19 protein-coding genes are annotated in these 22,810 nt (G+C 75.3%); 9 read left to right on the top strand and 10 right to left on the bottom strand.

Features of this window, described 5'->3' with window-relative positions; translation table 11 throughout:
• Positions 1-40: 40 nt before the first annotated feature.
• Positions 41-550 carry a MarR family winged helix-turn-helix transcriptional regulator gene (locus J4709_RS20215; protein WP_208242995.1) on the bottom strand — a complete coding sequence of 170 codons (510 nt, stop codon included), beginning with the start codon at positions 548-550 and terminating at the stop codon, positions 41-43.
• 104 nt (positions 551-654) lie between these two features.
• Here J4709_RS20215 and J4709_RS20210 point away from each other — a divergent pair, with 104 nt between their 5' ends.
• The 4 genes from J4709_RS20210 (at position 655) to J4709_RS55655 (ending at position 7,866) form a co-directional block, all read left to right on the top strand.
• Positions 655-1,464 carry an oxidoreductase gene (locus tag J4709_RS20210; protein WP_208242994.1) on the top strand — a complete coding sequence of 270 codons (810 nt, stop codon included), beginning with the start codon at positions 655-657 and terminating at the stop codon, positions 1,462-1,464.
• Positions 1,465-1,526: 62 nt separating this feature from the next.
• Positions 1,527-2,621: a type III polyketide synthase gene (locus J4709_RS20205; RefSeq protein WP_269757354.1), complete on the top strand. Its 1,095-nt coding sequence runs from the start codon at positions 1,527-1,529 to the stop codon at positions 2,619-2,621.
• A 58-nt stretch (positions 2,622-2,679) separates the two neighbouring features.
• Entirely contained in the window at positions 2,680-3,162 is a 483-nt protein-coding gene (locus J4709_RS20200; protein WP_307801378.1) for an isoprenylcysteine carboxyl methyltransferase family protein, read from the top strand.
• 99 nt (positions 3,163-3,261) lie between these two features.
• A complete protein-coding gene (locus tag J4709_RS55655; protein ID WP_208242990.1) occupies positions 3,262-7,866 on the top strand; it encodes a cation-translocating P-type ATPase in 4,605 nt (1,534 codons plus the stop codon).
• Between the two features lie 44 nt (positions 7,867-7,910).
• Here J4709_RS55655 and J4709_RS20190 read toward each other — a convergent pair whose 3' ends face one another.
• Entirely contained in the window at positions 7,911-8,468 is a 558-nt protein-coding gene (locus J4709_RS20190; RefSeq protein WP_208242988.1) for a DinB family protein, read from the bottom strand.
• A gap of 97 nt (positions 8,469-8,565) precedes the next feature.
• Here J4709_RS20190 and J4709_RS20185 point away from each other — a divergent pair, with 97 nt between their 5' ends.
• Positions 8,566-9,555, top strand: a complete 990-nt coding sequence (locus tag J4709_RS20185) for a helix-turn-helix transcriptional regulator (protein ID WP_208242987.1) — start codon at positions 8,566-8,568, stop codon at positions 9,553-9,555.
• On the opposite strand, the gene J4709_RS20180 is transcribed toward J4709_RS20185, so the two are convergent.
• Positions 9,550-10,719: a hypothetical protein gene (locus J4709_RS20180; RefSeq protein ID WP_208242984.1), complete on the bottom strand. Its 1,170-nt coding sequence runs from the start codon at positions 10,717-10,719 to the stop codon at positions 9,550-9,552. The two genes, J4709_RS20185 and J4709_RS20180, sit on opposite strands and share 6 nt — an antisense overlap.
• Positions 10,720-10,798: 79 nt before the next feature.
• Between J4709_RS20180 and J4709_RS20175 the strand changes: the two genes are divergently transcribed.
• The 3 genes from J4709_RS20175 to J4709_RS20165 are packed head-to-tail and all read left to right on the top strand — an operon-like array spanning position 10,799 to position 13,712.
• Complete coding sequence (locus J4709_RS20175) at positions 10,799-11,401, top strand: TetR/AcrR family transcriptional regulator (protein ID WP_208242982.1); 603 nt, start codon at positions 10,799-10,801, stop codon at positions 11,399-11,401.
• On the top strand, positions 11,398-12,207 hold the full coding sequence (locus tag J4709_RS20170) for an ABC transporter ATP-binding protein (RefSeq protein ID WP_208242980.1): 810 nt from the start codon (positions 11,398-11,400) through the stop codon (positions 12,205-12,207). Before J4709_RS20175 ends, J4709_RS20170 begins: the two co-directional genes overlap by 4 nt.
• Positions 12,192-13,712 carry a hypothetical protein gene (locus J4709_RS20165; RefSeq protein ID WP_208242977.1) on the top strand — a complete coding sequence of 507 codons (1,521 nt, stop codon included), beginning with the start codon at positions 12,192-12,194 and terminating at the stop codon, positions 13,710-13,712. The genes J4709_RS20170 and J4709_RS20165 overlap by 16 nt, the downstream gene beginning before the upstream one ends.
• Positions 13,713-13,733: 21 nt before the next feature.
• Here J4709_RS20165 and J4709_RS20160 read toward each other — a convergent pair whose 3' ends face one another.
• A complete protein-coding gene (locus J4709_RS20160) occupies positions 13,734-14,438 on the bottom strand; it encodes a hypothetical protein (protein WP_208242975.1) in 705 nt (234 codons plus the stop codon).
• 72 nt (positions 14,439-14,510) lie between these two features.
• Between J4709_RS20160 and J4709_RS20155 the strand changes: the two genes are divergently transcribed.
• Entirely contained in the window at positions 14,511-14,939 is a 429-nt protein-coding gene (locus tag J4709_RS20155) for a MarR family winged helix-turn-helix transcriptional regulator (protein ID WP_208242974.1), read from the top strand.
• A 16-nt stretch (positions 14,940-14,955) separates the two neighbouring features.
• On the opposite strand, the gene J4709_RS20150 is transcribed toward J4709_RS20155, so the two are convergent.
• The 6 genes from J4709_RS20150 to J4709_RS20125 form a co-directional block, all read right to left on the bottom strand.
• Positions 14,956-16,128: an NAD(P)-binding protein gene (locus J4709_RS20150; RefSeq protein WP_208242973.1), complete on the bottom strand. Its 1,173-nt coding sequence runs from the start codon at positions 16,126-16,128 to the stop codon at positions 14,956-14,958.
• Positions 16,129-16,132: 4 nt separating this feature from the next.
• Complete coding sequence (gene sigJ, locus J4709_RS20145) at positions 16,133-17,092, bottom strand: RNA polymerase sigma factor SigJ (RefSeq protein ID WP_208242972.1); 960 nt, start codon at positions 17,090-17,092, stop codon at positions 16,133-16,135.
• Between the two features lie 4 nt (positions 17,093-17,096).
• On the bottom strand, positions 17,097-18,749 hold the full coding sequence (locus J4709_RS20140; RefSeq protein WP_208242971.1) for a serine/threonine-protein kinase: 1,653 nt from the start codon (positions 18,747-18,749) through the stop codon (positions 17,097-17,099).
• 220 nt (positions 18,750-18,969) lie between these two features.
• Positions 18,970-19,737 (bottom strand): glucose 1-dehydrogenase, encoded by a 768-nt coding sequence (locus J4709_RS20135; protein ID WP_208242970.1) that lies wholly within the window; start codon positions 19,735-19,737, stop codon positions 18,970-18,972.
• Between the two features lie 213 nt (positions 19,738-19,950).
• Positions 19,951-21,885, bottom strand: coding sequence for a potassium transporter Kup (locus J4709_RS20130; protein ID WP_208242969.1), 1,935 nt, complete (start codon positions 21,883-21,885; stop codon positions 19,951-19,953).
• A gap of 54 nt (positions 21,886-21,939) precedes the next feature.
• Complete coding sequence (locus J4709_RS20125) at positions 21,940-22,614, bottom strand: GNAT family N-acetyltransferase (RefSeq protein WP_208242968.1); 675 nt, start codon at positions 22,612-22,614, stop codon at positions 21,940-21,942.
• Positions 22,615-22,810: the final 196 nt, after the last annotated feature.

The following is a 22,810-nucleotide window of genomic DNA, read 5'->3' as shown; positions in this document are numbered from 1 at the left end:
TACCTGCAGGTCTACCCACTGAACAGCGGATATGGCTGCGTTACGACATCTTCCTGTCGAGCGAGGTCGGAGTGGCACAGTGCTCGTCGGCGTCGGTCAGATCGTCGCGCACCAGGACGAGAAGTCGCGTCAACCGTGAGCGCTGAGCATCGGTCAGCGAGCGGAAGAGGTCGTCTTCCACCTCCTGCTGCGCGGCCGCCGCCGCTTGCAGCCGCTGCCGTCCCGCCTCCGTCAGCACGACCAGGTGGCGGCGCCGGTCTCGCGGGTCCCGTGTCCGCGTGATGAGCCCGTCGGCGTCCAGGGGATTGAGCTGGGTGACGAGCACGCTGGCAGCGGTGTCGGTCTCCGCGGCCAGGTCGGTCTGCGCCAGCGGACCGCGATCGTGGAGCAGCCCGAGGATGTGGAACTGCCGTGGTGTGAGGCCGTTGGCGGTGTGCGCGTCTCTCAGGCGACGCATGGCCTCGTGCCCCAGCAGGGCGAGCATGAGGCCGGGACTGTCGCGGTGTTCGTCGAGCAGCGCCGCGCTCGACGAGGAGGTAGCCGGGGTCACCCCTTCACTGTACTCCGCTAAATCATGTAGTCTCCTAAACGATTTAGCCTCTTAAATGATTACGCCTTCGGTTCCCGCGTCGCCGTCCTTCTCCAAGGAGCACCATGTCCGTCCCCCCTCCGCCCCTGCCGCTCCCCGATCCGAGTGCGGATCTGGGCCTGCAGGGGGCCCGCGCCGTCGTCACCGGAGGCACCCGCGGCATCGGCGCCGCCACGGTGCGCCGTCTGGCCGCTGCCGGCGCGCGCGTGGTCGCCGTCGCCCGCAACAAGGTCGAAGTCCCCGCAGGAGTGCACTTGGTGACCGCCGACCTGGACACTCCCGGCGGGGTCGAGCAAGCGGCGACCGCGGCGCTGGGTCTTCTGGGCGGTATCGATGTGCTCGTCGACAACGCCGGACGCAACACCCAGGTACCCGACGGCGTCCTCGCCGCGACCGAAGAGGACTGGCTGGCCAACCTCCAAGCCAACCTGCTGTCCGCCGTCCGCCTCGACCGCGTCCTCGTTCCCCGCATGACCGCACAGGGCCATGGGGCCGTCATCCACGTGTCATCGAACGCCGCCCGCTATCCCCAGCCCAACGGCGCTCCCTACGCGGCCGCGAAGGCCGCACTCAACGCCTACAGCAAGAGCCTCGCACTCGCCTGCGGTCCACACGGTGTGCGGGTCATCGCGGTCATGCCCGGAGTCATCGAGACCGACGCCGTGGAAGCAAGCCTGCGGCAGGCGGCCGAACGCACCGGCCGCGATCTGGACACCATCCGCAACGAGTTCCACCAGCGCCTCGCCGCCCCGCTCGGCCGCCCCGGCCGGCCGGAGGAGGCCGCGGAACTGATCGCCTTCCTGGCCTCTCCACGAGCCTCCTACCTCACCGGCATCACCGTCCCGGTCGACGGAGGCATCCTCCCCACCCTGTGAGTTCGCCGACGGACGGCCGGTCCCCGTACCGCCCGGTCGGCATCAGCTTCGTCGTGGTGGGCATGGGGGGCGGGAGGGCTGGAGGTCTCATGCGCGTGATGGCGGTACGGACCGTTCTTCCGGAACATCGCTACGAGCAGCGGCAGATCACCGAGGCGGTCGCCGGGTCGGTGCGGACCGACGAGAGGCTGCTGGAGCGGCTGCACTCGGCGACGCAGGTGAGCGGCCGCCACCTCGCACTGCCGATCGAGGACTACCTCCGCCTCGACGGCTTCACCGCCGCGAACGACACCTACATCGCCACCGCGCTCGACCTGGCGGAACGCGCCGTCCGGCAGGCGCTGGACGGCGCCGGCCTCGACCCCGCCGACGTCGACCACCTGGTGTTCTGCTCCTCGACCGGGGTGGCGACCCCGTCGCTGGACGCCGCGCTGGCGCAGCGGGTGGGGCTGCGCGAGAACGTCCGGCGGCTGCCGGTCTTCGGGCTGGGCTGCGCGGCCGGCGCGGCCGGGCTGTCCCGCGTCCACGACTACCTGCTGGCCTGGCCCGAGCAGGTCGCGGTGCTGGTCTGCGTCGAGCTGTGCTCGCTGACCGTCCAGCGCGACGACGCGTCGATCGCGAACCTGGTGGGCAGCGGCCTCTTCGGCGACGGGGCGGCGGCCGTGGTCGCGGCGGGCGACCGGCGGACGGTCCCCGTGCGGCGGCCGGACGGCCCGGGCCGGGGCCCGCGCGTCGTCGCGACCGGCAGCCGCCTCTACCCGGGGACCGAGCGGCTGATGGGCTGGAACGTCGGCGAGCACGGGTTCCGCATCGTGCTGGCCGCCGACCTCGTCGACCACGTGGAGGCCACGCTGGCCCGGGACGTCACCGCGTTCCTCCGCGAGCACGGCCTGTCCGCCAGGGAGATCGCCTCGTGGGTGTGCCATCCGGGCGGCCCGAAGGTGATCGAGACGATCGCCGAGGCGTTCGGGCTCGGCGACGGGGAGCTGGACCTCACCTGGGAGTCGCTGCGCAACGCCGGGAACCTGTCGTCGGTGTCGGTGCTCAACGTGCTGGAGGAGACGATCGCGCGGCGGCCCCGCCCGCCGGGCTCGCCCGGCCTGCTGATGGCCCTCGGCCCGGGCTTCTCCGCCGAGATGGCGCTGCTGCGGTGGTGACCCCCTGATCGCCTACACGCTGCTGATCCTGCTCGTCGCCGGGGAGCGGCTCGCCGAGGTGGCCCTGTCGCGGCGTCATCTCGCGTGGGCGCGGCGGCGCGGCGGCGTCGAGTACGGGCGGCGGCACTACCCGGGGTTCGTCGCCGTCCAGGTGCTCCTGCTGGCGGGCGCGCCGCTGGAGGCGTGGCTGCTGCACCGGCCGTTCATCCCGGCGCTGGGCTGGCCGATGCTGACCGCGGCCGTCCTCGCGCAGGGGCTGCGCTGGTGGTGCATCGGGTCGCTGCGGGAGCGGTGGAACACGCGGGTGGTCACCGTGCCGGGGCTGCCGCTCGTCGACCGCGGCCCGTACCGCTTCCTGCGCCACCCGAACTACGTCGCGGTGATCGCGGAGGGCGTCGCGCTGCCGCTCGTCCACACCGCGTGGCTGACGGCGTCGGTGTTCACCGTCGCGAACCTCGGGATGCTGGCCGTGCGGCTCCGCGTCGAGAACGCGGCGCTCGATCAGGCGTCCCCCGCGGGCGCCGTTTCCGGGCCGCGCTGAGCGCTCCGAACCGGTCACCGCTTGTTTGCGGACCGTGGTCGCGGGTACCCGGCGTTCGTCGGTGGCAAGGTCGATCTCCGCGGGCGGGAAGGGGCGGCAGTGGCGTTTCCGGGGGCGTCCCTGGCCAAGGCGGTCCTGAACGTGCCGGTCGCGGCGGCCGACGCCGCGTCGAGCCTGGCCGCCAAGGGCGTGGAGCTGGGCACGCGGACCACCGCGGCGGGCGTCCGGACGGGCGTGCGCCACACCTCCCACGTCACGAACGCCTTCGCGTCGCTGGCCTCCGGTGGGCGGAGACGGCGCGTCTGGGCGCACGGCGGCCGGGCCCACATCCAGGCGAACGGCCTGGCGGGCAGCGGGCGGCACCACCGGCTCTACGTGCAGGCGCTCACCGAGGCGCTGCGCAAGCTGGAAGGCGTGGACTGGGCGGAGGTCAACGCCGTCACCGGACGCGTCATGGTGTCCTACGCAGAAGGCTCGGTGGACCCCGCCGACCTGGTCTCCGCCATCGAGGACGTCGAAGACGCGCACGACGCGAACCAGTTCGACCACAGCCGGCACGCGATGCCGCCCGACGACGACGCCGCCTGGGCGGGCGCCACTTCCGCGCTCGTCGCCGACTGCGCCGGCGCGGTCGGCGCCGTCGCCGGCCGGCTCCTGAACCTCGCGCCGATGCCCAGCCCCGTGCGGGCGGCGGTGTCGGTGGCGGACGCCCTGCCGCACTTGCGGACCAGGCTTGAGCACCACCTCGGACGGCTCCGCGCCGACGCCCTCCTCGGCACCGCGAACGCCCTCGTGCAGGGCGCCGGGCAGGGCATCGCCCCGCTCGCGGCCGACGCCGCGCACCGCGCGTTCCAGCTCTACGAGATCGGCGCGCGCCGCGAGACGTTCCGGCGCCGCGAACCGGACCTGGCGGTCCCCGGGAGGCAGCCGCAGGAGAGCGCCGCCCGCGCCGAGCGGCCGTGCCCGCTGCCCGACGGGCCGGTGGAGAAGGCCGGGAATCGCACCGCGCTCGGGCACCTGCTCGGCGGGGCCGGGGTCCTGGCGGGCACGCGCGACGTGTCCGCCGCGGCCGACCTGCTGCTGGCGACCGTGCCGAAGGCGGCGCGGCTCGGCCGGGAGGCGTTCGCCGCGGTGCTCGGGCACGACCTCGCGGCCGGCGGCACGGTCGTGCTCGATCCCCTCGCGCTGCGCCGGCTGGACCGGGTCGACGCCGTCGTCATCGACTCCGGCGTGCTGTGCGACGGGGAACTGCGGCTGCTGTCGGCCGTCGCCCTCACCGGCGGCATGGACGACGCGGACGTCTGGCGCGCCGCCGGCACGGTCCTGTCCGGCTGCGCCGCCGGCGACCTCGCCGGCCCCGGGCCGTGGCCCGCCGGCCGCGGCGGCGCGTGGCGGCTGGCGCGTGCGGCCGACGCCCCGTCCGACGGCCCCGCCGACCCGCGGGGCGTCACCCTCGACCTGCTCGACGACCGGGACCGGCGCTGCGGCCGGGTCCGGGTCGGGTCCTCCCTCGACCCGCTGGCGGAGGCGCTGCTGTCGGCGGCGCACGAGGCCGCCGACGTGGTCGTCCTGACCGAGCACGCGAGCATCCAGGAACTGGTCGCCTGGGGCGACGACTCGCCCGTGGACGTCGGCGGGCTGGCGGAGTCCGTGCGGTCGCTGCAGCGCGACGGGCACACGGTCTTCGTGATCTCCAGCGGGCAGGACGAGGCGCTGGACGCCGCCGACGTCGGCGTCGGCGTGCTGCGCGGCCGCGGGCTCGGCGACTGGCGCGCGGACGTGGTGACCGGCCCGGGCCTCGCCGGCGCGTGGCGGCTGCTGACCGCCGTCCGGCCCGCGCGGCGCGCCAGCGACCGCGCCGCGGAGCTGTCGCTGAGCGCGTCCGCGCTGGGCGCGCTGCTGATCGCGGGGCGGCGGCCCCGGCGGCGCACCAGCGGGCCGCTGCGCCGGGCCGCCGCGTCCTGGCAGGACCTGCCGCCCGTGCACGCCGCGTCCCTGATGGCGATGCTGGCCAACGGGCTGAGCGCGCGGCGGCTGGAGCACCGGCCGCTGCCGCCGCCGGTCGTCCGGGACGCCTGGCACGCCCTCACCGCCGAGGAGGCCGTCCGGCGGCTGGCCCGCACCGCGCGGCCGGGCGAGGACCGGGAGCCGCGCACGGGCGGGCCGCTGGTGCAGCGGACCGCGGTCCGGCCCGGCAAGGCGGTCCTGCGGCTCGCCGCCGCGGTCCGCCAGGAGCTCGACGACCCGCTGACCCCGGTGCTCGCGCTCGGCGCCGCCGCGTCCGCTGTGGTCGGCTCCAGCGTGGACGCGCTGCTGGTCAGCAGCGTCATGGCGGGCAACGCGCTGATCGGCGGCGCGCAGCGGATGCGGGCGGAGAAGGCGCTCGGCGAGCTGATGCGCGGCCAGCAGGTCCGCGCCCGCCGGCTGTGCGCCGGGGCCGTCGAGCCCGACGCGTCCGCCGCCGAACCGTTCGCGCACCTGCGGACCGCCCCCACCGAGCAGATCACCGCGGGCCGGCTGCACCTCGGCGACGTGATCCAGCTCCGTTCGGAGGACCTCGTCCCGGCGGACGCGCGGCTGCTGTGGGCCGAGTCCCTCGAGGTCGACGAGGCCACGCTCACCGGCGAGTCCGTGCCCGTCGACAAGGACGTCGAGCCGTCGCCCGGCGCCGACCCCGCCGACCGGCACTGCATGCTCTACGAGGGCACGACGGTCGTCGCCGGGACCGCGATCGCGCTGGTCGTCGCCACCGCCGAGGCCACCGAGGCCGGCCGCGCCGCCGCGCTCGCCGGCACCTCCGACCCGTCGTCCAGCATGCAGGCGCGGCTCGCCGAGCTCACCCACCAGGCGCTGCCCGCCACCCTGCTCGGCGGCGCGGCCGTCACCGTGCTCGGCATGCTGCGCGGCCTGCCGCTGCGGCGCGCGCTCGGCTCCGGCGTCGCGGTCGCGGTCGCCGCCGTCCCGGAGGGGCTGCCGCTGGTCGCGACCGTCTCGCAGCTCGCGGCGGCGCGGCGGCTGTCCAGGCTGGGCGTGCTGGTCCGCTCGACCCGCGCGCTGGAGGCGCTCGGCCGGGTCGACACCCTGTGCTTCGACAAGACCGGCACGCTCACCGAGGGACGGCTCCGGCTCGTCCGTGCGACGGGCCCGACCCGCCCGCAGTCGCTCGCCGGCGCCGGCGAGGCGCGCGTCCTGCGGGTCGCGGCGCGCGCCTGCCCGCCGCCGGGGAGCCGGCAGGTCCCGCACGCCACCGACCGGGCCGTCCTGGACCGCGCCGGCGACCTGCCACCCGACGGCCGGTGGTCGCTGGACGAGGAGCTGCCGTTCGAGACCACCCGCGGCTTCGCGGCGTCCCTCGGCAACGACGGATACCGGACGGTCATCGCCGTCAAGGGCGCGCCCGAGGTGCTGCTCGCCAAGTGCACGCGCGTGCACACCTCCGCCCACCACGACGAGCCGCTCAACGCGTCCCGGCGCCGCGCCGCCGCCGCGACGGTGCGGCGGCTCGCCGGCCAGGGGCTGCGCGTCCTCGCCATCGCCGAGCGGTCCGTGCCGGACCCCGGGCCGGTGCGCGGGCAGGTCGCCGAGCACGTCGAGGACCTCGCGCTGCTCGGCTTCATCGGCATCGCCGACACCCCGCGCCCGACCGCCGAGGAGGCCGTGCAGCGGCTCTGCGCCGCCGGGGTCCGCACCACCATGATCACCGGCGACCACCCGGACACCGCCGCGGCCGTCGCCGGCCAGCTCGGCATCCCCGCCGCGGACCGGGTCGTCACCGGCGCGGAGCTGGACGCGATGCCGGCCGCCGAGCGGATCGCCGCCGTCCAGCGGGCCGCGGTGTTCGCCCGCGTCTCCCCGGCCCAGAAGGTCCGGATCATCAAGGATCTGCGGCGCGCCGGACGGGTCGTCGCGATGACCGGCGACGGCGCCAACGACGCCGCCGCGATCCGCCGCGCCGACGTCGGCATCGCGGTCGTCGGCCGCGGCTCCGGCGCCGCCCGCACCGCCGCCGACCTGGTCCTCACCGCGCCCGACACCGCGCTCATCCTGGACGCGCTGCGCGAGGGCCGCGCGCTGTGGCACAGCGTCCGCGACGCCGCCGCGATCCTCGTCGGCGGCAACGCCGGCGAGGTGTCCTTCACGGTGCTCGGCACGGCGCTCAGCGGCGACGCGCCGCTCAGCACCCGGCAGCTGCTCGTGGTGAACATGCTCACCGACATGCTCCCGGCGCTCGCCGTCGCGATCACCCCGGCGGGCTCGGGCCCCGACTCGGCCGGGGAGATCGGCGGGGAGCCGGTGCACGGCTTCACCGGCCGGGACATGCGGCGGGCGCTCGCCGTCCGCGGGACCGCGACCGCCGCGGCGGCCCTGGTGTCCTGGCAGCTCGGGCGGCTGACCCGGCTCGTGCCCGCGGGCCGCCGCCGGGCCTCGACGATGGCGCTGGCGGCGCTCGTCGGCGCGCAGCTCGGCCAGACCCTGATCTCCCGCTGGCGCAGCCCGCTGGTCATGGCGACCTGCGCGGTCTCCGCCGCCGCGCTGTTCGCGGTGGTCGAGACGCCCGGCATCAGCCAGTTCTTCGGCTGCACGCCGCTCGGGCCGGGCGCGTGGCTGATCGTCACGGCGGCGGCCGCGGCGGCGACGCTGGCCGCGGCCGTGGCGCCCCGCCTGCTGCCGTCCGCGGCGCCCGAGCCCGCGCCCGCCTGCTGACGGCGGCCTCCGACGCCGGCCGCCGTTCGGCCCCTGCTCTCGCGTCAGCCCATGCTCTTGGCGCCGTCGAGGGCCTCGCGGATGATGTCGGCGTGCCCGGCGTGCTGGAACGTCTCGCCGGCGATGTGCATCAGCACCATGCGGGCCGACCAGCGGGCGTCGCCCTCGAACCACGGCGCCTTCGGCAGTGGCTGGGTGGCGCCGAGGTCGGGCAGCGAGGCGACCAGCTCGTCGGTCCGGCGCGCGACCTCCTCGTAGTCGGCCAGGACTCCGGCGAGCGTGTCGCCGGGCTGCATCTGGAACTCGTCGGCGCGGCGCTGGAAGTCCTCCTCGGTCATCGCGCTGAAGTCGGGCATGGCGGACGGGCCGTCCACGATGAACTCCGTCCAGCCCTTCTCGCACGACGTGACGTGCTTGATCAGGCCGCCCAGGCACAGCTCGCTGGCGGTGGTCCGCCGCCCGGCCTGCTCGTCGGTGAGGTCCCGGGTGGTGAACCGCAGGAAGTGCCGGCCCTTGGCCAGCAGCGCGAGCAGGTCGGCGCGCTCCCCTGCCAGCCCCGCGGCGTCCGCGCCGGTCCCGTTCGCGATCGTGTTCTCGCTCATATCCGTACCTCCTGGAGTCGTCGTTCCCGCCGGACAAGGACCACGCTACGAGGGATAGCGGCCACTTCCTGACCGCAATTGCGGGAGACTCGGGAACATGGCGAACACCAGCACCCGCACCCTGCGGCTCCTCTCGCTGCTGCAGAGCCACCGCTACTGGCCGGGCGCAGAGCTGGCCGAACGCCTCGACGTCTCGCAGCGCACGCTGCGCCGCGACGTCGACCGGCTGCGCGAGCTGGGCTACCCGGTCGAGGCCCGCCGCGGCGTCGACGGCGGCTACCAGCTCGCCGCGGGCGCCGCCCTGCCGCCGCTGGTGATCGACGACGACGAGGCCGTCGCACTGGCCGTCGGCCTGCACGCCGCCGCGCAGGGCCCGGTGGACGGGATCGCCGAACCGTCCCTGCGCGTCCTGGCCAAGATCGTCCAGGTGATGCCGGGCCGGCTGCGCCGCCGCGTCGAGGCGCTGCGCGCCATGACCGTCACCGGCGCCTGGGACGGCCCGCCCCGCACCGACGTCGCCCCGGACGTCCTCACCTCCATCGCGCTCGCCTGCCGCGACGCCGAGCGGATCCGGTTCGCCTACACCGCCGCCGGCGGCACCCGCACCGACCGGCACGTCGAACCGCACCGGCTGGTGTCGCTGGGCCGCCGCTGGTACCTCGTCGCCTTCGACCTCGACCGCGCCGACTGGCGCAACCTCCGCGTCGACCGGATCTCCGGGCCGGAGGGCACCGGCGCCCGGTTCCGCCCGCGCGAGCTTCCCGTGGCCGACGCCGCCGAGTTCGTCCGCGCCCGGCTGGACACCGCGCCCCGCGAGCACCGCGTCGAAGTGCTGATGGACGCGCCGGCCGCGGCCGTCCGCGAACGGGCCGGCCGCTGGGCGGTCGTCGAGGAGGCCGAGGGCGGGCGGTGCCGCGTGCGGTTCACGTCCGACTCGCTGGACTGGCCGATGATGGCGCTCGGCATGCTCGACGCCGACTTCCGCGTCCTGCATCCGCCGGAGCTGGTCGACCGGCTCCGCGACTGGGCCGTCCGGTTCCAGCGCGCCTCGTCCGTCCCCTGCGAGCCGCCGGACGGGGCGTCATAGCCGCAGTGCGGCGGGCGCGCCGGGCCCGCCGACGGCCGGGCCCTCCGGCCAGAGCGCGGCGAGGCCGGACGGGGTGAGCGGCGCCCGGTACGCGGCCCGCAGCACCTCCCGCGCCGCCTCGCCGCCGGTCTCCGCCAGGCAGGCGAACCAGTCCATTCCGGCCGGATACGCCCACATGTAGGAGCGGTGCTCCGGGCTCAGCCCCCGGTCGGCCAGGTAGCCGGAAACGGCCTTGTCGGTGAACCACGGGACGGCGGCGCGCAGATGGCCGGCGCACTCCGCCGCGGGCGTCCCGTCGTTGATCGCGCGATGCACCTGGGCGAGGACGAGCTGCACGTAGTGGCCGAGCCGCACCCGCGCGGTCAGCACCTCGTCCTCGGGCAGGAGGAACAGCGGCCACGCCTGCGCGAGCCCTTCGAGCAGCACCTGATGCGGTGCGTGGACGCTGAGCAGCCGGACCCACGGGACGTCCTCCGCGGCGGCCCGCGCGGTGAAGCTCGCGCTCTGCAGCCCGTGGCCGAGCACCTCGTGCAGCGCGAACTGCCGGGCGCCCGCCCGGGTGAACTCCACGTTGGGCAGGTTGAGGCGCAGCCGGACGTCGTGGCCCGCGCCGTCCAGCCAGTAGGCCCAGTACGCGTCCACCTCGGCGGTCTCGATCGTCAGCGTGTAGTGCGCGGTGCTGCCGGTCGCCTCCCGGACGGCCGGCTCCAGCTCGGCGGCGGCCTCGCGGATGGCGTCCGGGGCGTCGCCGACGTCCAGGGGCCCTTCCACCCGCCGGAGTTCGGCGCTGGCGCGCGGCCCCCACCCGATGCCGAGGGCGGACAGCGCCGCGCGGGCCCGGTCGCGGCGCTCCGCCACGTACTCGGCGGGCCATCCGGCCGTGCCGCAGCCCTGCGTCCGGCGGACGTAGTCGCCGAGTGGCGGGCGCTCGCCGAGCAGTGCGCCGAGGTAGGCGAGGTCGGCGTCCAGCCGGTCCGCCACCGGCCCGTCGGCTCCGGCCCGCAGCTCCGCCAGCCGCCGCAGGACGGTCAGCCGGTCGGGCGCCGGTTCGGGCTCCGGGCCGCCCGGGCGGCAGTCGAAGTCGATGATCGGGGACCCGCCGCGGGCCACCTCGTGGGCGTTCCACGCCCGCAGAACCCGTTCGGTCTCATCGCGCAGCCTCATGCACCACGTTTATCGCACCCGCACCGGAGCGCACAGGTCGCCCAGCCAGGCTATTGACCACGCGTGCTAATGTTTGGCCATGCGGTCAGATTCTTCGAGGACGTTCACCGAACTCGCGCGGCGGCGCCAGATCGTGGACGGCGCGATCGGCGTGCTCGCGGACGAGGGCTACGCGGCGGCGTCGCTGGCGGCGATCGCGCAGCGCGTAGGGATCAGCAAGGGCGTGATCTCCTACCACTTCGCCGGCAAGGACGAGCTCCTGTCGGAGGTGGTCGTGTCGGTCCTGGCGAAGGCCGGCGAGTACATGGGCCCGCGGGTCGCCGCGGCGCGTCCCGGCCTGGAGGCGCTGCGCGCCTACGTGCGGTCGAACCTGGACTTCATCGACGGCCACCGCCGCGAGCTGCGCGCCCTGGTCGAGGTGCTGCGCGGCTCGCCCCCGCGGGCCGGCGAACCGGCGCCGTACGGTCCCGAGCGCGAGGACGCCGTCACGGCACTGGCCCGGATGCTCGCCGAAGGGCAGCGGACCGGCGAGCTCACGGAGTTCGACACCAGGCACGCCGCCGTCGCGCTGCGCGCCTCGATCGACGCGGTGACCGAGCTGCTGCGCACCGACCCGGACCTGGACGTGCAGTCCTACGCCACCGGCCTCCTCCGTCTGTTCGAGCAAGGACTGGCGCGATGACCAGGGCAGAAGAACCGGACACGGCCCGCCTCGACGGGCCCGAGGGCGACCCGCCGGCGCTGCTGATCCGCGGGCTGCGCAAGAGCTTCGGCGGCAACGACGCCGTCCGGGACGTGGACCTGACCGTCGCGCCCGGCGCGTTCGTCGGGCTGGTCGGCCCGAACGGCGCCGGCAAGACGACGCTGCTGTCCATGGCCGTCGGCCTGCTCCGCCCGGACGCGGGCAACGCGTGGGTGGCGGGCGCGCCGGTGTGGCCCGCGCAGGACGCCGACCGCGCGAAGGCACTGCTCGGAGTGCTGCCCGACGGGCTGGCGCTGCCGCAGCGGCTGACCGGCCCCGAACTGCTCACCTACCTCGGACGGCTGCGCGGCCTGCCCGCGCCGGTGGTGCGGTCGCGGGTCGAGGAGCTGCTGGACGTGCTCGACCTGGCCGCCGCCGGACGCACGCTCATCGGCGACTACTCGACCGGGATGCGCAAGAAGATCGGCCTGGCGGCCGCGCTGCTGCACGGCCCGCGGCTGCTGGTGCTGGACGAGCCGTTCGAGGCGGTCGACCCGGTGTCGGCCGCGGTCGTGCGCGCCATCCTCGACGGGTTCATCGCGGGCGGCGGCACGGTGGTGATGAGCAGCCACGCGATGCCGCTCGTCGAGCGGCTCTGCGACCACGTCGCGGTGCTCGACCACGGCGCGCTGCTGCGGGCCGGGACGCTGGACCAGGTCCGCTCGGGGCACACGCTGGAGGAGGCGTTCGCCGAGCTCGTCGGCGCCCGGCCGCCGGCGAGGGGGCTGTCGTGGTTCGGATCCTGATCGACCTGCGGCGGAGCATCGCGCGGCACCAGCTCGCCGGCACGCACCCCGCACTGCTCGCCGTGACCGGCCTGCTCGTGCTGGCGTCCGCGGTGGGCACGCTGCTGCTCGGCGCGGCCGGGTACGCCCACGACGGCACCGCCACCGACGTCCTCGCGCTGGTGTCGCTGCTGTGGATCGGCGGGCGGCTCGCGCAGAGCGCCATGACGGGCGAGCCGTTCCTGCACCCGGAGATGTTCGGGCTGCTGCCGGTCCCGCGCCGGCGGCTGGCGCGCTCGCTGCTGGTCGTCGGGCTCGCCGACCCGGCCAACGTGCTCCTGGCCGTCGCGTCCGCCGCGATGATCGCGCGGGGCGCGCGGCTCGGCCTCGCGGCGACGGCGGCCGCGATCGCCGCGGTCCTGCTGACCGTGGCGGTGACGAGCGTCCTGGCGACCGTGGCGGCGGGCCTGCTCGGGCCGGGGGCACGGCGCGGCCACGACGCGGGCACCGTGCTCACCGCCGTCCTCATCAGCCTGATCGCGATGGCCGGGACCCTGCTGCCGGCGCTGATCTCCGCGCTCCAGAACCGGTCGGCGCCATGGCTGACCGCACTGCTCCGCGCCCTGCCCACTGGGTGGGGCCCGGACGCCGTCGCGGCGGCCGGACGCGGCGACCTGGCCGGGACGCTGCTGCCGCTGGCGGGCATCGCGGCCCTAGGTGCGCTCGCCGCGGCGGTCTGGCCGCGCGTCCTCGGCCGCCGCATGCAGGGCCGCCGGCCCGCGCGGCGCGGCCGGGACGTCCGCGCCGGCCGCCGGAGCCCGCTCGGCTCCACACCCATCGGCGCGGTCGCCGCGAAGGAGCTGCGGATGTGGGCGCGGGACCCGATCCGGCTCACCTGCCTGGTGATCGCGCTGGTCGTCGGCACCGGCGCGGGCGTCGTCCCGCGCATCACCGCCGGCACCGGGCTGCTGCTGCCCTTCGCCGGCGCGATGACGGTCGTCATCGCGGGCGCCTGCGCCTGCAACGTGTACGGCAACGACGGCCCCGGCATCTGGCCGACGATCATGACGCCGGGCTCGGCGCGGGCGGACGTGCGCGGCCGCCAGCTCGGCTGGCTGCTGGCGGTCGGCCCCTACGCCGCCGCGTCCACGCTCGTCCTCACGGCCGTCAGCGGCGAGGACCGCTTCTGGCCGTGGGCGGTGTCGCTGGTCACGGCGCTGCTCGGCGGGGCCGCCGGGCTGCTGCCGCTGGCCTCGCTCATCGCACCGCAGCCGCTCGATGCGGCCGGCAACCCGACGCCCGGCTGGTCGGTCAAGGTCCACATCGCCCTTCTCGCCGTCCCGCTGACCGCGCTGCCGACGCTGCTCGCGCTCCTCGCCGGGCTCGGCTGGGTCGCCGTGCCGATCGCCGCCGCAACCGGCGCACTGCTCGCCTTCTGGCTGGGCGCCCGCGCCGTCACGGTCCTGCAAGAGCGCCAGGTCGCGCTCCTGCAGACGCTCACCCGCAACGCACAGGCGCCGCACTGACCGTCCCGCCCCGGCCGCCGGTCAGGCGGTCTCCTGCGCCATGGCGGTGATGAAGGCCGTCCAGTCCGGGTCGGACGCGCCGAGCCGCGCGGCGGCTTCCGCGATGACCCCGGCGGCCGTGTCGACCAGCCAGGAGGCGTTCCGCAGCATCGCGGCGGCCGTGGCCGGGCCGGCGCGGACGCCCGCGGGCGTCAGATCCTGTTCGCGCAGTGCCGAGGCGGCGGTCGCCAGCAGGTGGGCGGCCAGGCCGTAGGCGTCACCCGCGGCGGTGGTGCGGGTCAGGGCCATGAACCGTGCGCGCGCCGCCGCGATGTGCCGGGGTGTGGTCAGGACGGCCAGCCGGGGCCACTCGGCGTCCATCTCCTGCGCCAGCCACTGGGAGAGGCGGCGGTAGCGGGCTCCGGCCTCGCCCAGCCTCGCCTTCATGGCGGTCAGCTCGGCCGGCTCGGACGCCCCCTCCATGAACAGCACGCCCGTCGCGGTGACGATCGCCGGGCCGTTGAGGTCGGGACAGCCGACGGCGCCGTGGCGCGGGTCCGCCGGCCCGGCCCGCATCGCGCCGGCGTCCGACCAGTGGTCGGCAAGCATCTTCAGGACGTTGGAGTCGCGCCGCAGGACGGCCGCCTCCTCCAGCTTGGCCAGCGAATGGAAGCGCTCGTGCTCGCGGTGCGCACGCGCGACCTGCACCATTCCGGCCGGTTCCCCCGGCGCCTCATCGGCGGTCATCGCCGCCCCCATTACTTCGTAGACATATGATTCGTACACGAACCATACTCCCCGGGAGAGGCTGCGCACGATATGCCCACCGAGACGGAGCCGGACTGGCCGGCCTTCTACCTCATGCGCCTGATCATGCAGGAGCACGGCGCGCGCTGGCAGGACGGCCTGCCCGGCCTCACCCGCCCGCAGTACGCCGTGATGCGCGTCATCGCCGCGCGTCCCGACGCCGAGCAGACCGCCGTCGGCGAGGCGACCGCGACCGACCAGGCGACGCTCGCCGCGCTGCTCCACCGGCTGGAGAAGCGCGGCCTGGTCGCCCGCACCGTGGACCCCGCCGACCGCCGCCGCCGGCGCGTCCGCCTCACGCCGGCCGGGCGGCGCGCACTGCGGGAGGCCGCCGAGCACGCGACCGCTCTGAACGCCGACATCCTGGCCAGGCTGACACCCGCCGAGCAAGAGCGGCTCCATGAACTGCTCACCAAGCTGGCGGCGCGGAACGACGGCTGACCGGCGACGGCCGCGTTCAGCCCGCGACCGAGGAGCGGAGCGCCGCGGCGGTCGCGAGTCGGGCCGCGGCGAGCGCGCTGTTGATGGAGACCTCCCCGCGCATCCCCGGCGCGGCGACCATGTCCCCGGCGAGGTAGACGCCGTCGCCGCGGTCGACGGCGGGCCGGTCCCGCCACGTCTCGCCCGGCAGGTCGAGCGCGCCGCTGCGCCCCTTGGCGACGGCGTGGCGCTGGAACGTGACGCGCTCCCGCCAGTCCGGCAGGACCAGGTCGGCGAAGACGCGAAGGCGCTGGTGGGCCTGCCGGTGCGGTTCGCCGTCCCGGACGGGCATCTGCAACTGGAACAGCGACTCGCCCGGCGGCGCGATCGAGTCGTCCTGCATGGTGTAGCTCTCGTGGAAACCGCCCTCGTCGAGATCGAAGACCAGCGTGCGGTCGCCCCGCCCCGACCGGACGGCGACGTCGAGCAGGGCGCAGTGCCCGCTCGTCCAGGACAGCTCCTCCCCCAGCAGCCGGCCGGCGGACGCCAGGTCGGTCGCCACGATGACCGGTCCGCCGGCGGGCAGCGCGTCGACCCGGGAGCCGGTCTCGATCCGGACGCCGAGGGCCGCGGCGCGGGCGGCCATGCGGTCCAGCACCGTCTGCCAGCCGCCGCGCACCCACCGGACGGCGGGCGGGCGCGGCCCGAGCACCCGCTGGAACAGCTCCCAGACGAACGCGGCGGACAGCCGCCCGGTGTCGGCGTCGTAGGTGACCACGCTGATCGCGTTGGCGATGTGCCGCGCGGTCGCCTCGCCCCAGCGGCGGGACGCCCAGGTGCGGAAGTCCTCGTCGACCGGGGCGTCCAGCCGGAAGCGGGCCTGCGCGCGCAGCATCGGCGGCGGCGGCGTCCGGCGCAGCCGCCCGCCGGCGCGGAACCGCAGCCCCGCGGCCCCCGCGGGCGACGGCCAGCCCAGGCCCTTGACGAAGCCGCGCTTCGCCAGCCACCGGTAGTGCGGGCCGTCGGCGTAGAAGACGTGCGCGCCGTCGTGGGCGACGTGCGGCGGGGGCGTCGCGCGCCCGCGCCCGCCGAGGTCGCGGTGCGCCTCGTGCAGGACGACGGCGGCGCCGGTCTCGACGCAGGCGACGGCGGCGGTCAGCCCGGCCAGGCCGCCGCCGATGATCGTGATCGTGCCGGTGTTGGACGTCATGCCGTCAAGGACGCAGCGCGGGCCCGTCCTGTGACATCACGCCCCGGAACTTCTCGGGATTGACGACGAGATGGCACACCGCGACGAGCCCGTCCTCGACCTGCACCTGGAAGTGGACGAACGGGCGGCCGTCCGCGGTGACCTGGAGGGCGGGCCCGCCGTTGGCGTTGACGACGCGGTACTCGATCCGCGCGTCCGGATCGACGCCGGCGGAGTCGGTGAAGGACCGCCGCAGCCGCATGATGCTCAGCACGAACCGCGCCACCTGCTCCGGGCCGGTGATCGCGCGGCGCGGCGCCACCGCGTTGCCGCCGCTGTCGGCGACCAGCCGGACGCCGGGCGCGAGCACCCCCATCAGCTCCTCGACGCCGCCGCTCAGGCAGGCGCCGACGAACCGGTCGGTCACCTCCCGCCAGACGACCGGGTCCACCTCGAAGCGGGACCGCCGCTCCCGCACGTGCCCGCGCGCCCGCGCCGCGAGCTGCCGCACCGCCGGCTCGCTGCGGTCCAGGACCGCGGCGACCTCGGCGTGCGAGTACTCGAAGACCTCCCGCAGCACGAACACCGCCCGCTCCAGCGGCGACAGGCTCTCCAGGACGACGAGCAGGCCCAGCGACACCGACTCGGCGCGCAGCACGGGGCCGGCGGCGTCCGGGACGGTCAGCACCGGCTCGGGCAGCCACTCGCCCACGTACGCCTCGCGCCGCGCCCGCGCCCGGCGGAGCCGGTCGATCGCGAGCCGCGTCGTGACCGTGACCAGGAAGCCCTCGGGGTCGGCGACCGTGCCGGGATCGGCCTTCGACCAGCGCAGCCACGCCTCCTGCACCACGTCCTCGGCGTCGGCGACCCGGCCGAGGACCCGGTAGGCCACGCCCATCAGCCGGTCGCGGTGGTCCAGGAACGCCTGCTCGCCGCCGTTGCCGTCGCCGCCGCCGTTCGCCACGCCGCCGATCGTATGACCCATCCCGTCAGGAAAGGGACAGGGCGTCCAGCCGCACGGTGGCGTACTCCCTCATCTTCTTGTCGCGCAGCGCGTCGGCGACGTCGCGCGCCCGCTCGTACGCGGTGGCGGCCTCCCGGGTGGCGCCGATGTCGCGGAGGCGGCTGCCGAGCTTGCACAGCGTCCAGCCCTCCATGAGCCGGTCGCCGAGCCGGCCCGCGATCCGCAGGGCGTTCTCCAGGTCGCTCTTCGCCCGCTCGTGGTCGGGCTTCCCGCGCACGTCCTCGGCCGCGTCGTACCAGGCCCAGCCCGCCGTCCGCAGGTCCTCGACCTCCTCGGCGCGGTGGGCCGTGTCTTCGAGGAGCGACGCCGCGAGCTCGAGGTCGCCCTGTTCACGCGCGCACCGCGCCAGGCCCTTCAGGGCGTCGAGCTCGATGGCCGGATGGTCCACGGCCACCGTGAGCGCGGCGTCATAGCAGGCCGTCGCGTTGGCGAAGTTCCCTCGACGCAGGTCGAGGTCGGCGAGGTTGCACAGGTTCCAGCCGCGCAGCGCGGTGTCCCCGACCTCCTCACCGATGGCGAGCGCCTCCTCGAACGCCTTCCCCGCCAGGTCGTCGTCCTTGCGGTGGCGGCGGCAGACTCCGAGGCCGTCCCACGCCCAGCCCTCGTCGCGGCGTGACCCCGCGGCGGCGGACGCGGCGCGGGCCTGCTCGAACAGCGTCTCCGCGCGGTCCATGGCGCCCGAATACCGGGCGGCGTCCGCCTGGTCGAGCAGGCTCTTCGCCACCAGCACCCGGTCGTCGGCCGCGGCGGCGACGGCGTGCAGGCCGAACGCGATGCCCTCTGCGCGGGCGTGGTCGTGCGCCGCCCGCGCGCCGGCGTAGGCGGCCTGGAGCAGCTCGACCTGCGGCCGGCGGGTCACCGCCTCCCGCAGCGACCGGACGGACGGCCGGTCCGCCGGGTCCTTGGCGAGCGCCCGTCCGACGACGTCCCGCAGCCAGGCGGGGACGTCGGAGAGATCGGGCTCCATCGTGAGGATCTGGTTGACCAGCGCCGGGATCGCGTCCGCCGGGAAGCAGGGCCGGCCGGTCGCCGCGTGCGCCATCACCGCGCCCCAGCCGAACACGTCCGCGGCCCCGCCCGGCCGCTGCTCGGCCAGCAGCTCCGGCGCCATGTAGCGCAGCGTGCCGATCGGCCGGGTCGTCATCCGGGTCTGGTCGAGGTGGTGGGCGATGCCGAGGTCGATGAGGACCGGTCCGCCGCCCGCCATCATGATGTTGGCCGGTTTCACGTCCCGGTGGATCAGGCCCGCCCCGTGCACGGCGTCGAGGGCCCGCGCGAGGCCGAGCCCGAGACGTCCGAGGTCGTCCGGCGCGAGCGGCCCCTCCGCCAGCACCGCGTCCAGCGGCCTGCCCTGCACGTACTCGGTGACCAGGTACGGCTCCGGCCCGGCCAGGTCGGCATCGACGAACGCGGCGACGTGCGGGTCGTCGACCCGCCGCAGCGCCGCCGCCTCCCGCTCGAACCGGCCGCGCCCGCTGTCGCCGCCGATGGCGACCCCGTTCATCGTCTTCAGCGCGACGATCCGCCCGTCCGGCGCGCGTCCCAGGTGGACGGTGCCCATCCCGCCCGCGCCGAGCTCGGCCAGCAGCTCGTAGCGCCCGACCCATCGTGGGTACATCCGACCCCCCGCCTCGCATGCCAGGACATGTGCGGACAAGGTAAACCCCGGCGGACCGGCACCGCCACGAAACCGGGACCCGGATCGTCAGACGGTCTGGCCCCCGTCGACGACCAGCGCATGGCCGACGGCCTCCTGCGCGATCACGCCCCCGCGGCCCTGCGCGCGAACCGTCCGCCGGTCGGCCCGCCCATCCTTGCCTTCTCGTGCTCGTCCGCGGTCACTGCGCGGTGTAGCCGCCGTCGACGGGCAGCGCGACGCCGACGACGAAGCTCGCGCCGGGGCTGCACAGCCACAGCACCGCCTGCGCGATCTCGTCGGCGTGCCCGAGCCGGCCGATGGGCTGGCCGGCCGCGGCCTCGGCGCGGTCCAGCTCCCCCTTGGCGACCATGTCGGCGACCATCGGGGTGTCGATGGTGCCGGGGCACACCGCGTTGATGCGGACGCCGCGCGGCGCGTACTCCAGGGCGGCGCTGCCGGTCAGGCCGATGACGCCGTGCTTGGACGCGTGGTAGGACGCGCGTCCGGGGAGGCCGACCAGGCCGCCCAGCGAGGAGCAGTTGACGATCGCGCCGCCGCCCTGGCCGCGCATCTGCCGCAGCTCGTGCTTCATGCAGGCCCACACGCCGCGCAGGTTGACGGCGTTGACCTTGTCGAACACGCCGGCGTCCTCGTCGGCGGCGTCGCTCGGCGAGATCTGGACGCCGGCGTTGTTGAAGGCCATGTCCAGCCGCCCGAAGGCGGCGACGGCCTGGTCGACGAGCGCGGCGACCTGGTCCTCGTCGCTGACGTCGCAGACGACGGCCAGGGTCCGGTGCCCGGCCGACTCCAGTTCGCCGGCGGCCTCGCGCAGCGCGGTCTCGTTGATGTCGGCGAGCACCACGGCGGCGCCGGACCGGGCGAACGCACGGGCGGTGGCCAGGCCCATGCCGGACGAGGCGCCGGTGACCAGGGCGACCTGGCCGGAGAAGTCGTAAGCGGGGTTCATCGAGGTTCCTTCGAGATCGGCGTGCTGGCGACGGATCGGCCGTTCCGCACGATGACCTGCCCTTTCGCACGGCGACCGAACACTGTCGGTGACGACACCCAGCAAACCCGCTCCCCCCGGAAGGTGACAGGTTCCGTTCGTCGGGGTACCGCCATACCCCCTCAGCGGGGCCCGGCGAGCGGCGCGGAGGCCGCTGCCGGACGGCCGAGCGGGTCAGACGTCGATCTGCGAGCCCATGTGGACGGTCCGCGTCTCCGGCAGCGCGAAGTACTCGGCGGGGTTCTCGGCGTTGCGGGCCAGCATCAGGAACAGCCGCTTGCGCCACCGGCGCATGCCGGGCGCGCGGGTCAGCCGCAGCACCCCGCGGGACAGGAAGTAGGACGCGTGGTCGGGGTCGAAGCGCAGTTCGACGTCGGGCAGCCGGGCCGCCCGGTGCAGCTCCGCGGGGAGGTCCTGGTGGTCCTGGAAGCCGTGCCGGACGGTGACGTGGAGGATGCCGTCGTCGCGGTACCCGAGGTCGTCGATGCTCAGCCGCTCCGCGGCCGGGACGTACGGGACGTTCTCCGACACCATCGAGACGATCACCACGTGCTCGTGGACGACGTGGTTGTGCTCGTAGTTGGCGCGCAGCGCGATCGGCGTCGTCGTCTTGGTCGGATGGGGGAACACCGCGGTGCCCGGCACCCGCATCACGCCGTCCCGGTGCAGCTTCTCGATGAACTCCGGCAGCGCCCCCTCCTTGGCCGTCCGGTGCGCCGTGACGATCTCGCGCCCGCGCTCCCAGGTCGTCATCACCGTGAACACCGTGATCGCGATCAGCAGCGGCAGCCAGCCGCCGCGCATGATCTTGGTGAGGTTCGCCGAGAAGTAGGTGATCTCGGCGCCGCCGATGACGATCCCGGCGAGGACGAGCTTCCACGGCGCCCACCGCCAGGCGACGCGCGCGATCACCAGGAAGAGCGCGGTGGTGATCAGGAAGGTGCCGGTGACGGCCATGCCGTAGGCGGTCGCGAGCCGCTCGGAGGAGCGGAAGCCGGCCATCAGCACCAGCACGCCGACGAACAGGATCCCGTTGATCGCCGGCAGGTACACCTGGCCGATCTCGCGCGGCGAGGTGTGCCGGACCCGCATCCGCGGCAGGTAGCCGAGCCGGATCGCCTGCCGCGACACCGAGAACGCGCCGGAGATCACCGCCTGCGAGGCGATCACGGTCGCGGCGGTGGCCAGCACCACCATCGGCAGCCGCGCCCAGTGCGGGAAGAGCAGGAAGAACGGGCTCTTGACGTTGCGCGGATCGTCGAGGATCAGCGCGCCCTGGCCGAGGTAGTTCAGCGTCAGCGCGGGGAACACGACCGCGAACCAGACCCGGCGGATCGGGCCCTTCCCGAAGTGGCCCATGTCGGCGTACAGCGCCTCCGCGCCGGTGATCACCAGGACGATCGCGCCCATCGCGATGAACGCGGTGTAGGGGCGGTCCGCCGCGAAGGCGATGGCGTAGGTCGGCGACAGCGCCCGCACGATGGCCGGCCGCTCGACCACCTCCACGAGGCCGGCGACGGCCAGCGACGCGAACCACACCAGCATGACCGGCCCGAACAGGCTCCCGACGCGGTGCGTGCCCCAGCGCTGCACCAGGAACAGCAGCGCCAGGATCGTCGCCGCGACCGGCACCACCACGTGCGACAGGCCCGGCGCGCTCACCTTCAGGCCCTCCACGGCCGACAGCACCGAGATCGCCGGGGTGATCACGCTGTCGCCGTAGAACAGCGAGGCCCCGAGCACCCCGAGCGCCATCGCGACGGCGGCGCGTCCCCGCACGTCGCCGAGGACCCGCCGCACCAGCGCGGCCAGCGCCATCACGCCGCCCTCGCCGTCGTTGTCGGCCCGCAGGATGAACGTCACGTACTTCACCGACACGATCACCGTGATCGTCCAGAACACCAGCGAGATCACGCCGTGGACGTCCTGGTGGGTGGGGTGGACGGCGCCGTGGTCGATCGAGAAGACCGTCTGCAGGGAGTACAGCGGGCTGGTGCCGATGTCCCCGTAGACCACGCCGAGCGCGCCCAGCATCAGGGCCGCGCGTCCCCGCCCCTCGGAGGAGGAGGCGCCGGGCTCGGGCGCGGGCGGCTTTTCCGGGACGGCCATGAGCCGATATCTATCCGGATGCGCCCCGTATAGGCGTCGCGGCGCTGCGGAACGTCAGGGGGTGTGGAACCCGCGGAAGGTCACGTCCTGCCGGACCTCGAAGCCGAGCCGCTCGTAGAGCCCGATGGCCCCGGTGTTCTCCGCGGCGACGTGCAGGAACGGGCGCTCGTTCCGGGCCTCGATGCGGGCCGCGAGCGCGCGCACCAGGCGGGCGGCGTGGCCGCGTCCACGGGCCTCGGGCGCGGTGCAGACGGCGCTGATCTCCGTCCAGCCCGGCGGCCGCAGCCGTTCGCCCGCCATCGCCACCAGCACGCCGCTCTCGCGGATGCCGATGTAGGCGCCCAGTTCGCGGGTGCGCGGCCAGAACGGTCCGGGCCGGGCGCGGGCGACGAGGTCGAGCATTTCGGGGACGCTGCCCGCGTCCAACTCCACCACGCCGGTGTCGGGGTCGCCGCCCCCGCCGGTCCACACCATCTGGAATCCGTCGAGGACGAAGACGGGCTCCCAGTCCCGCGGCGGCGCCGCCGGGGCGCTGAACATGTCGGCGAGCTCGCCGCGTCCCAGCAGCCGGGCGAGGTCGTCCCACTCCGCCGCGTCCGGATCGCCGGACACCGCCGAGAACGTCGCGACGTCCGGCAGGTAGGTGGCGGCCCCGCCCCGCCGGCGCGCGAGGTGCGCGTGGTGGCCGCGCAGCGACGTGCCCACCGGGTCGTCGAGGGCGTCGCACATGCCGTGCACCTCCCTGGCCGTGTTCGGAATCCGGCGACCAGGATGTCATCGGCGATTACAAGCCCGTTCGGCGGGGAGATCGATCATTGGTGCGTGGCGGTCGGCGGGACACCCACAGGGAAAGCAGGGAGGGGTGGCTGCGGCGTGTCCGAAGCGGAGAAGGGGCGTCCCGCGCGCCGAGGTCGGTTCCCGCGCG

Origin of the sequence: Actinomadura violacea (genome assembly GCF_017573465.1) — a bacterium.
Taxonomy (GTDB): domain Bacteria; phylum Actinomycetota; class Actinomycetes; order Streptosporangiales; family Streptosporangiaceae; genus Spirillospora; species Spirillospora violacea.
Note: the sequence above shows the minus strand (reverse complement) of the source record. Positions and strands in the feature narration are given on the sequence as shown.